9 protein-coding genes are annotated in these 11,294 nt (G+C 39.3%); 8 read left to right on the top strand and 1 reads right to left on the bottom strand.

Translation table 11 applies throughout. The annotated features are described in order from the left end of the window. Positions 1 to 5: 5 nt before the first annotated feature. Genes lepB through pdxJ form a run of 5 tightly spaced genes read left to right on the top strand, consistent with a single transcriptional unit; the run spans position 6 to position 4,010 of the window. Positions 6 to 941 (top strand): signal peptidase I, encoded by a 936-nt coding sequence (lepB, locus tag QT16_RS01405; protein ID WP_039484794.1) that lies wholly within the window; start codon positions 6 to 8, stop codon positions 939 to 941. Between the two features lie 2 nt (positions 942 to 943). Further along, on the top strand, positions 944 to 1,621 hold the full coding sequence (gene rnc / locus QT16_RS01400; protein WP_002958715.1) for a ribonuclease III: 678 nt from the start codon (positions 944 to 946) through the stop codon (positions 1,619 to 1,621). Further along, on the top strand, positions 1,611 to 2,543 hold the full coding sequence (era, locus tag QT16_RS01395; protein ID WP_002958714.1) for a GTPase Era: 933 nt from the start codon (positions 1,611 to 1,613) through the stop codon (positions 2,541 to 2,543). The genes rnc and era overlap by 11 nt, the downstream gene beginning before the upstream one ends. A 20-nt stretch (positions 2,544 to 2,563) precedes the next feature. After that, positions 2,564 to 3,256, top strand: coding sequence for a DNA repair protein RecO (gene recO, locus QT16_RS01390; RefSeq protein ID WP_039484789.1), 693 nt, complete (start codon positions 2,564 to 2,566; stop codon positions 3,254 to 3,256). 22 nt (positions 3,257 to 3,278) lie between these two features. Continuing rightward, positions 3,279 to 4,010 carry a pyridoxine 5'-phosphate synthase gene (gene pdxJ / locus QT16_RS01385; protein WP_002958712.1) on the top strand — a complete coding sequence of 244 codons (732 nt, stop codon included), beginning with the start codon at positions 3,279 to 3,281 and terminating at the stop codon, positions 4,008 to 4,010. 81 nt (positions 4,011 to 4,091) lie between these two features. On the opposite strand, the gene barA is transcribed toward pdxJ, so the two are convergent. After that, a complete protein-coding gene (gene barA / locus QT16_RS01380; protein WP_002958711.1) occupies positions 4,092 to 6,866 on the bottom strand; it encodes a two-component sensor histidine kinase BarA in 2,775 nt (924 codons plus the stop codon). 109 nt (positions 6,867 to 6,975) lie between these two features. On the opposite strand from barA, the gene rlmD reads away from it, so the two are divergent. From rlmD to mazG, 3 genes are read left to right on the top strand one after another with little or no spacing between them, the layout of a single operon-like run. After that, on the top strand, positions 6,976 to 8,301 hold the full coding sequence (gene rlmD, locus QT16_RS01375) for a 23S rRNA (uracil(1939)-C(5))-methyltransferase RlmD (protein WP_039484786.1): 1,326 nt from the start codon (positions 6,976 to 6,978) through the stop codon (positions 8,299 to 8,301). Positions 8,302 to 8,309: 8 nt separating this feature from the next. Further along, complete coding sequence (gene relA, locus QT16_RS01370; RefSeq protein ID WP_024594977.1) at positions 8,310 to 10,466, top strand: GTP diphosphokinase; 2,157 nt, start codon at positions 8,310 to 8,312, stop codon at positions 10,464 to 10,466. Between the two features lie 2 nt (positions 10,467 to 10,468). Further along, on the top strand, positions 10,469 to 11,266 hold the full coding sequence (gene mazG / locus QT16_RS01365) for a nucleoside triphosphate pyrophosphohydrolase (protein WP_039484782.1): 798 nt from the start codon (positions 10,469 to 10,471) through the stop codon (positions 11,264 to 11,266). The last annotated feature ends 28 nt before the right edge of the window (positions 11,267 to 11,294 follow it).

The following is an 11,294-nucleotide window of genomic DNA, read 5'->3' as shown; positions in this document are numbered from 1 at the left end:
TATAAATGGCTGGTTATTTTTCAGTTTTATTGGTGTTATTAACTTTAGGCTCAGGTTTAATATGGTTAATAGATCACTTAATGTACGCCCCAAAAAGACAGGAGCGCTTAGCGATAGCGCAAACGTCTGCTGGAGCTCCGTTAGATGAAGAAACTGCGGCATTAATTGCACCAGAACCAGTGCTAACAGAAGCAGCAAAGTCGATTTTCCCGATGATTGCAGCAATTACTATTTTTAGATCATTTATCTTTGAACCGTTTCAAATTCCATCCGGTTCAATGATGCCTACACTATTAGTAGGTGATTTTATTTTAGTGCAAAAGTATTCATATGGAATAAAAGACCCTGTTTGGCGTACTCAATTAGTTGATATTGGGCAGCCTGAGCGTGGTGATATTGTTGTTTTTAAATACCCTTTAGATGAAAATGTTGACTATATTAAACGTACAATTGGTTTACCTGGCGATAAAATTGTTTATCGCGATAAACGTTTATATATTCAGCCAAATTGTAAAGAAGGCGAAACCCAGCAGGGTGAGCTTTTATGTAATGAATTCAATAAAATTGATTTTAAACTAATTAATGATAACGAATTTAAACAAGGCCCAATGCCTCTAGCTCGTGTAAATGAAAATTTAACAACAGTTACGCATGATATATTAATCAACCCACAAGCGCCTGAGAGAAAAGGGCGTTACTACCAGCAACCGGGCACGCCTTCTGATGAATGGACTGTTCCTGCTGATCATTATTTTATGATGGGTGATAACCGCGACAACAGCCAAGATGGTCGCTTTTGGGGCTTTGTACCAAAAGAAAACTTGGTGGGTAAAGCTGTCTTTATATGGATGAGTTTTGAATTTGAGAATGGCCCTGATGATATTTTACCAGGATGGGTTCCAACTGGTGTTCGCTTTGAGCGCCTAGGTAATATTCAGTAACGATGAAAAAAAATGTAACAGAATTATATAAAAAAATTGGCTATGAATTTGCCGATCAAGGTTTACTTGAGCAAGCAATGACGCACCGCAGCCACAAAGGCCAGCATAATGAGCGACTAGAATTTTTAGGCGACTCTATTTTAAGCTTTGTGATTGCCAATGCACTTTATGCCAAATTTCCTAAAGCGCGTGAAGGCGATTTAAGCCGCATGCGCTCAACGCTTGTGCGTGGTCAAACACTTGCCGAGTTTGGTCTTGAATTTGGCCTAGGCGATTATTTACGCTTAGGGCCGGGCGAGCTTAAAAGTGGCGGATTCCGTCGCGAGTCAACGCTTGCTGATGCAGTAGAAGCTATTATTGGCGCTGCATTTTTAGATTCAGGTATTGATAGCTGTGGCGATCTTATATTGTCATGGTACGAATCACGATTAGATGCTATTTCACCAGGGCTTAACCAAAAAGATCCGAAGACCCTGCTGCAAGAGTATTTACAAGCCCGTAAATTATCTTTACCGGGTTACACTGTGGTTGATACCAAAGGCCAAGCACACAATCAAACATTCACGGTCGAATGTATTGTTGATGGAATGGATAGCATAATTTCTGTAGGTAGCTCGCGCCGTAAAGCCGAACAAAAAGCTGCTGAAAAAGCATTGAAGATACTTAAAAATGAACCTTGATACCCTAATACAGCCTCATGAAGGTGATGTAGATACGTTTTGTGGAATGGTTGCTATTGTAGGGCGCCCAAACGTAGGTAAGTCGACTTTGCTTAATGAAATTATTGAGCAAAAAGTGAGTATTACCTCACGTAAACCACAAACCACGCGTCATCGTATTATGGGTATTCATACCGAAGGTAAACACCAAGCGGTATACATAGATACACCAGGTCTACACGTTGAAGAAAAACGTGCGATTAACCGTTTAATGAACCGTGCCGCGTCTAGCTCTATTGGTGATGTTGAGCTTATTATTTTTGTAGTTGAGGGCACTCATTGGAATGCCGATGACGACATGGTACTTAATAAAGTATCGCAAAGTGGTAAGCCGGTATTATTGGTTATTAATAAAATAGACCAAGTTAAAGACCGTGACCTTGTGTTGCCTCATATGAAGTGGTTAAGTGACAAGTTTGATTTTGTTGGAATTATGCCAGTATCGGCAACGCAAGGTAAAAATGTTGATTTAATCAAAGCAGAAGTAACTAAACGCTTACCTCCTTGCGAATTTTACTTTCCGGAAGATTATGTAACTGACCGTTCAATGCGCTTTATGGCAGCTGAAGTAATTCGTGAAAAACTAATGCGTTTTATGGGCGAAGAATTGCCGTATTCTGTAACTGTTGAAATTGAGCAGTTTAAATGGCAAGACAACGGTATATGGCATATCAACGGGTTAATTCTTGTTGAGCGCGAAACACAAAAACGCATGGTTATTGGTAATAAAGGCGAAAAGCTAAAAACCATTGGCCGTGAAGCCCGTAAAGACATAGAAGAAATGCTTGATAACAAAGTATTTTTAGAGCTTTGGGTTAAAGTTAAGTCGGGTTGGGCTGACGATGAACGTGCACTAAGAAGCTTAGGTTACAGTGAAGACTAAACCAAGCAGTAGCTTAGTGAATGGATAGCGACTTCTACACCGCGTATTTATTACATCGGCGTCCTTATAGTGACTCCCAAGTAATGTTAGATATGCTTGTAGAAGGCGTTGGTCAGTTAAGAATGCTGGCCCGAATTAGTGGTCGCCAGGCCACTAAACATAAAGCACAACTTCAGCCGTTTCAGGCACTGCTTGTTAATTACAGTGGCAAGTACGATTTAAAATATATCAATAAGTTTGAACTGCATGGGAACTCGCACTTTTTAAAAGGTGATGAGCTTTATTGTGGTTTTTATTTAAATGAGCTTACTAATCGTATCGTTCCTGTTAACGAGCCAATTGAACAAGTATTTGAGCTATATAAAACTCATCTATCAAACCTAAACAGCGGGGCCAATTTACAAGAAGTGCTTCGTTCATACGAGTTTCAACTATTGGAATTACTCGGTTATGGCGTGGATTTTAGTTTTGACGCCAGTGGTGAACCAATAGATGAAAAGCAGACGTATAGGTATTTCCCTGAACTTGGTTTTTTAGTACAAGAAGATACGCGTTCTGGATTTAGTGGCAAACAACTCAACGCCATAGCAAATCATGACTTTAGCCAAAATGATGTGCTATATATGGCAAAGCAATTAAGTCGCTATTTATTAAAACCCTTATTAGGTAGTAAACCATTAAAAAGCCGCGAGCTATTTATGGCCTCTCAATAAACGTAATTTTACAGGTAAGAAAATGAAAGATATTCTTTTGGGTGTAAACGTAGATCATATTGCAACACTTCGCCAAGCGCGTGGAACAAGTTACCCAGATCCAGCTCATGCAGCCAGTGTAGCAGAGCATGCAGGCGCAGACGGTATTACGATTCACTTACGTGAAGACAGACGCCATATTCAAGATCGCGACGTTTATGTAATGGCTAAAACCATTCAAACTCGTATGAATCTTGAAACCGCTGTTACCGATGAAATGATAAAAATCGCGCTTGAAGTAAAACCTGAGTACGTGTGTTTAGTACCTGAAAAGCGCGAAGAATTAACAACCGAAGGTGGCTTAGACGTAGCCGGTAATATAGATAAAATTAAAGCAGCAACAAAAACGCTTACCGAAGCGGGTATTAAAGTATCGCTATTTATTGATGCAGATAAAGCACAGTTAGATGCAGCCAAAGAATGTGGTGCTCCTTATGTAGAAATACACACAGGCGCGTACGCTGATGCAACAAATGATACTGATTTACACAAAGAGTTAGAGCACATTCGTGAAGGTGTTAAATACGCAGCAAGCTTAGGTTTGATTGTTAACGCTGGCCATGGTCTTCATTATCATAACGTGAAACCAATCGCTGCAATGCCTGAGATTTATGAGCTAAATATTGGTCACGCTATTATTGCTCGTGCAGCGATAGATGGGCTCGATAAAGCCGTACGAGACATGAAACGATTAATGATTGAAGCAAGAATGTAAGATAAGCAAACATAAGCATTTAAAAAGCTTAATTAAAAAACGCGGTAAATACCGCGTTTTTTTGTATCTAAAATTCAAAGCTTATCTTTGCAGTTCGGTCACACTTGCATCTGCAAGTAGGTTTTCAAGCTCGTCCTGTAACTCAAATAATTCAGGTTCAATATTCTCTAACAAGCATTTATTTTTAAGCGATGTTTCAATTGTTTCTGCGAGTGATTTAAGTTTAGGTACACCAGTGTAACAACATGCACCATGAAATTTATGAACAATACTTAACACTTGCTGGCAATCGTTACTCTCTATTGCTTTAGCAAGTAATGTAAGGGTCTCAGGGACACTTAAAAGTAGCATGTTAAGCATCTCTAGCGCTAACTCGCTCTTTCCGCCAGCACGCTGCAGGGCTTGTGCCCAATCAATTCTACTACTTTGAAATGGTGCAGGACTTTGCGGTGTATCTGTTTTAGCTTTGTCACGATTAACAGGAGTCTGTGGGCTATGGTCGCTAATAATTTGTTTAAGCATATCTTCATCAATAGGCTTAGTTAAATAGCCTTTAAAGCCATCTTTTAACAGTTGCTCTTTTTCGCTTTGAAGGGCATGTGCCGTTACAGCGATAATGGGTGTATCTTCATTAAGTGATGATTCTTGTATAAGCTTACATGCGGTTATACCGTCCATAATTGGCATTTGTATATCCATAAAAATTATGTCGTATTTATGACTTTTACTTAAGCTGTATGCTTGTGAACCATTATGAGCCGTTTCTATTACTTCAATCTGTTCACTTAATAAAGTATGGAGAAGTTTTAAATTGGCATCGTTATCATCAACAACCAATACTTTTAACGGCAGCAAAGCTTGATCGTTTTGTTCAATATTATGAGTCGGGTGGTCAAGTCTGTAAGGTGCTGCAAGTACTTCACATAACTTACGGTGATTAAGTGGCTTACTTAAACATGCATCAGCTCCGCTGCCTATAAAGGCTTCTCGCATATTGTGCGATACAGTATTAAGCATTAAATATAAGTAATCTGTAGATTCACGCACGGCTTTTACATAGCTTTTTAGTTGCTGCATATCATCAACTGATGCCATATGGCCAATTAAGCAAACGTCATATTTATGTTCAGTATTTTTTATAGCGTCTAAAAAGCTAGTTTCGTTAAAGCATGCCGTAACGTTTGATTCCCACTGGGTTAATAACGAAAGTACGGCATGGTGCGTATGCTCATGTGGCTCTAAATATAAGATACGCTTACCAATGAGCGATTTAGTCGGTAAGTCATTTGTAAATACGTGATTTGGCAAACTAAACACACTATTGAATGTAAAGCAGGTACCGTTACCAGGCGCAGAATTTAACGTTATACGACCACTCATTGCTTCAACAATATGCTTGGTAATAATAAGACCAAGGCCTGTACCACCAAACTTACGTGTAATGCTTGAGTCTGCTTGTCCAAATGGAGTGAATAAAGAGTCTTGCTTATCCATAGGTATACCCACGCCAGTATCTGTTACTGACACAAGTAAAGAAGTGCGTTCGTCATCGAGTAACCGATGGCTTATGTCGACCTTAATAGAGCCTTTTTCGGTAAATTTAATCGCATTACTTAATAGGTTTATCAGCACTTGTTTAAAGCGAGTGGGATCGCCTGTTAAGTCATCCGGTACTTGTTGGTTAATGTAAATGGATAGCTCTAATTGCTTATCGTGTGCGCTAGGAGCGAGTAGTGTCATTACTTCATTTACAGCATCACGAAGTTGAAACTGTATCGACTCAAGCTCCATTGCACCTGCTTCTAGTTTTGAGAAGTCTAGAATGTCGCTAATAATAGTCATTAAACTATTTGCTGAGAGCATAATGGTGTCGAGGTAATCTTTTTGATGTTTATTCAGCGGTGTTTTATAAAGCTGGCGTGTAAATCCAATAACACCGTTGAGAGGAGTACGAAGCTCGTGACTCATTTTAGCTAAAAAGTCTGATTTTACACGGTTAGCATCTTGCGCTTCTTTTTTTGCAAACGAGAGCTCTATATTTGACGTTTCGTATTGCTCTAGTGTTTCGCGGTAGTCGCTTGTTGCTTGATCAATATTTTTTTGCATTTCATCTTTTTGCATCACCATAGTGTGAGCAATGGTGTTTAAGCCTTCTCGAAGTAACTCAAACTCACCAATCATGTTGTCGTTAAGGCCAGTACTTCTTTTACCTTCAACTAACTTGTCGGTTGCAAGTACTAACTTATTAAGCGGCGTCATAAACATGCGGCTTAACCTTAAAGCTAAAATAGCTGCAAACACCAACGATAAAATAATTACAATACCGCTAATTAATAAAGCTCGTTGTTGCCCTATAACAGCTTGGTCTTTGTTTAGCTGTATAATAACGGTGCCTAGAGATGACTGAAAAGCCGACGGGTCCCATTTAGAATCGTGACTTGTATGGTTAATAATGGGGGTGAAAAATGTAACAAGCTCATCTGACTTTTGCACATGGGTGGTTTTTAAATTTATGAGCGTTTTTTGACTAATTAACTTTTCAAATGAGCGGTGATAATTACTGGTCATTAATAGCGCATTATTTTTATCAAAAATTGCAATCGACTTAATTGTAGGGGAGTGCTTGTTATGTGTGTAGCTTATAAGGCGATTCAATAGCTGTTTGTTTTTTTCGAGCATGGGTTGCTCAAGCGCAATAGCAAGGGGCTCAGAAATAGTAGTGCCTTGCTGATATAAAATTTCATCAAGCTCAATGTAACGATTTATTGTAAAATAGCCACCAAGTAGTAATCCTATGATCACCGTTGGGATCAGGGTCAGTGTTAAAACAGAATCGCGTAAGCCTAATTTGGTCATAATGAGAGCGTTTTATCGTTATTAGTATGACTTGAGTATATACGGTTCAACACGCATTCTAAAGCATCTAAATATAGGTGCTTCATAAATAAAGTTAAGGTAATGCCTAATGGCGCAAATTTTTAAAGCGAAAAAAAAAACGTTAAAGCAACAAACACTAGAATTAATTATAACGGGAATGGATCATCAAGGGCGTGGCATTGCTAAACATAACAATAAAGTATGTTTTGTAAGCGGTGCATTACCAAACGAAACAGTTAAAGCAACACTCGTCGAAGATAAAGCTAAATACAGCAGTGCAAAAGTAATTAAAGTTATTCAAGCGAGTGAATCAAGAGTAGATGCTTTTTGTGAGCACTATAATCAGTGTGGTGGTTGCCAATTACAGCATTTAGAAGTAAGCCAACAAGTTGTAGAAAAACAAACTGCAGTTACTCAGTTATTTAGTAAGTTTGCTAAATTAAACAGCTTAAACTGGCAAACCCCATTATTAAGTAAACCTGTGCATTATAGACGCAGCGCTCGCATAGCCGTTATGTTTGATAAAACAGCTAAAAAAATGCGTGTGGGTTACAGAGCAAGTGGCTCAAAAAATATTGTGAGTATTAATAAATGTGCAGTACTTGATGAAGTATTTACAGATGTTTTTACACTTTTTGATGACTTAATTAATCAACACAAAGCACTGCACAGTATAAGCCATTTACAGTTATGCCAAAGTGATAAACAAAACTTTGTTGTTATTCGTCACACTAAAGCAATTAATGATGATACAAAGGCTTTGGTTGAGCACATAACAAAAAGCCAGCAGTTTGAAATTGTATGGCAAAGCGAGAGCGATGCAATAGAACATTCACACTTAGCCATGCCATTTTATTATCTTAAAGAATTTGATCTAAAATTTGAATTTGGTTTAGGTAATTTTATTCAGGTAAATGCACAAGTTAACGAAGCTATGTTAAAGCAAGCTGCAAATTGGCTTGATTTAAAAGGTGATGAAAATTTATTGGATTTATTTTGTGGTATTGGTAATTTCTCATTAGTGTTAGCAAAACAAGCAAAATCTGTAATTGGTGTAGAAGGTGTGACTTCAGCGGTTGCAATGGCTGCTCAAAATGCGCAAACTAACTCTATTACCAATGCGCAGTTTCATTGCTTTGATTTAACCCAAAGCATACAGAGCGCCCCATGGTTTAGCAAAAACTTAGATGTGCTTGTACTTGATCCCTCTAGGACTGGTGCTATGGCTGTATTAGAGCAATTACCTTTAAAGCAGTTTAAAACTATTTTATATGTCTCTTGTGACCCTGTTACTTTAGCCCGTGACAGCGCAATTATTTCACAAGCTGGCTTTGATCTTAATAAAATTGGGCTAATGAATATGTTTCCTCATACAGGGCATATTGAAACTATGGCGTTATTTCAACGGAGGTAGAACGCATTATGGTAGCTACACGACAATCACATCAACAAGATGAGACAACAGATTTTAGCACTCGGCTTTCATTTCTTGCCTTGTCTGAAGAAAAAACAGAGCTACTTACTAAAGCCCAAGCGCTCTGCGTAAAATGTGATAGTGAAAGTAGGCAAACTACTGCAATCGAAATGGTTGAAATTTTAGCTGAGCTAAATCTTGACCCCGAATCGTTAGCTACTGCGTATTTAACCCCGTATTTTTTAAACGACTTAATATCGCTTGAAACCATCGAAGAGCAGCTTGGGAATAACATAGCTATGCTGCTAACTGGGGTTGCACAAATGGCCACTATTAGTACTTTATCGCATCAAGGTAAAGGCACTATGCAAGTTGATAATATTCGAAAAATGTTATTAACCATGGTTGAAGATGTGCGCGCCGTGGTCATTAAGCTTGCCGAGCAGGTATGTCATTTACGCAATGTAAAAAATGCGGATGAAGAAGACCGCGTCATTGCCGCTAAAGAAACGGCTGATATTTTTGCACCATTGGCAAACAGATTAGGAATAGGGCAATTAAAATGGGAACTAGAAGATTTATCGTTTAGATATTTGCACCCAGGCACCTATAAAAGCATAGCCAAACAACTTGACGACAAACGCCTTACACGCGAAGCCTACATGGAAGATATGGTTGAGCAAGTAAAAAACCGTTTAAGTGAAGCGGGCATAGAAGCCCAAGTTTATGGTCGTCCTAAGCACATTTACAGCATTTATAAAAAAATGCAGCAAAAAAACTACGAGTTTGATCAGCTTTTTGATATTCGGGCTATGCGTATCGTCGTTGAACGATTGCAAGACTGCTACGGTGCGCTGGGCATTGTGCACACCAATTGGCGTCATCTTAATAAAGAGTTTGACGACTATGTAGCAACCCCAAAACAAAACGGCTATCAGTCAATTCATACCGTGGTATTTGGACCTGAAGGTAAAACGGTAGAGATACAAATTCGTACCAGCGACATGCATCAAGATGCTGAGTTAGGGGTGGCTGCACACTGGATGTACAAAGAAGGTGCATTACCAGGGCGCGGATCGGGTTATGAGCAAAAAATCAGCTGGTTGCGTAAGCTACTCCAATGGCAAGAAGAAGTGGTTGATGGTGGCGATTTAGCAGAAGAGCTTAAAAACCAAGTAGTAGAAGATCGCGTATACATATTTACCCCAAGCGGCGATATTATCGATTTACCACTTGGCGCTACACCGCTTGATTTTGCTTACTACATTCACTCAAATGTGGGGCATCGTTGTATTGGTGCAAAAATATTCGGCAAAATAGTGCCGTTTACGCATCAACTTACAACAGGGGATCAGGTAGAAATACTGACCCAAAAACAACCAAATCCAAGTCGTGATTGGTTAAACCCGTCATTAGGGTACATTAAGTCATCCCGTGCTAGAGCTAAAATCCACCACTGGTTTAAACAGCTCGACCGCGACAAAAACTTAAGTGCGGGGAAAGAAATTCTCGACAGTGAATTACAAAAGCTCAATTTAACATACAAAGATTTAGAACCAGCCATCAAGCGTTTTAACTTTAAAGAGCTGGATGACTTAATGGTTGCGATTGGTGCGGGCGATGTTCGCCTCAATCAAATGCTTAACTTTGTAAGTGATCGGACTGAAGATGAGCCGGTTATTCGCATTAAAGCACCAAGTAAAGTAACTGGTGACAAAAACGGCATTGTGGTTGATGGCGTTGGCAGCTTAATGAGCCATGTAGCCAAGTGCTGTCGCCCAGTACCTGGCGATGAAATAATAGGTTATATAACCCAAGGTCGAGGAATAGGTGTTCATAAGGAAGACTGTGATTCGTTTAATAACTTAAAAAACCAGCATCCTGAGCGTGTTATTTCGGTAAGTTGGTCTGATGATATCAACGGCTCGTACGCACTAAGTATTAAAATAGAAGCCACCGACCGTTCAGGGCTAATACGCGATATAAGCTCAGTACTTGCTAACGAAAAAGTAAATGTTTTAAACATGAACGTAAATACGGTTGAAGATAATCAGTTAGCTATATTTACAATGCAAATAGAAGTACATGACTTATCGGGTACTAACCGTGTTCTTTCTAAGTTACACCAAATTGAAGGTGTACATGATGCCAAGCGTGGTCATTAATCATGAATGATAATGCAGCGCTTACACAACTTCTTAGCATAATGAAAACACTGCGAGATCCCAAGAGCGGTTGTCCGTGGGATCTCAAGCAAGATTTTAAATCTATTGTGCCGCATACGCTAGAAGAAGCGTACGAAGTTGCCGACTGTATTGAATCAGGCAACTTAGATGAGCTTAAAGGTGAATTGGGTGATTTGCTATTTCAAATAGTTTTTTATGCGCAACTTGCACAAGAGCAAAATCTATTTGATTTTAATGATCTAGTAGAGCAATTAAACGATAAGCTTACCCGTCGTCACCCGCATGTGTTTGGTGAAAAAAAAGAGCTAACAGACGATCAATTATCGCAGCAGTGGCAAGCAATCAAAGCACAGGAGCGAAGTGCTAAAGCGCAAACCGAATCCCCTTCTTTTTGGCAAGATATCCCTGGCAATATGCCAAGCTTAAGTAAAGCCAAAAAAATTCAACAACGCGTGGCTTCCCTTGGCTTTGATTGGCCAACGTATCATGGTGCACTAGATAAAGTGAGTGAAGAAGTGCTTGAAGTAAAAGAAGCGATTGAGCAAGACCCGCTATCTGATCATACAGCGGAAGAGCTCGGCGACTTACTTTTTGCCACGGTTAATGTTGTACGTCATGTTAAACGAGATCCCGAACAACTGCTTCGTAGCGCTAATGATAAGTTTTCAGCGCGTTTTGAAAAGGTAAACGCCTATTTGCATGCGCAAGGTAAAAGCTTAGATACAGCAACCTTTGAAGAGATGGATAGTGCGTGGGATGCGATTAAAAAAGTAAAATAGGCTTAATGTTAAATAGTGCACATTTTTT

The sequence above is a fragment of the Pseudoalteromonas distincta genome (genome assembly GCF_000814675.1).
Lineage (GTDB): Bacteria > Pseudomonadota > Gammaproteobacteria > Enterobacterales > Alteromonadaceae > Pseudoalteromonas > Pseudoalteromonas distincta.
This window is presented reverse-complemented; position numbering and strand designations above follow the sequence as displayed.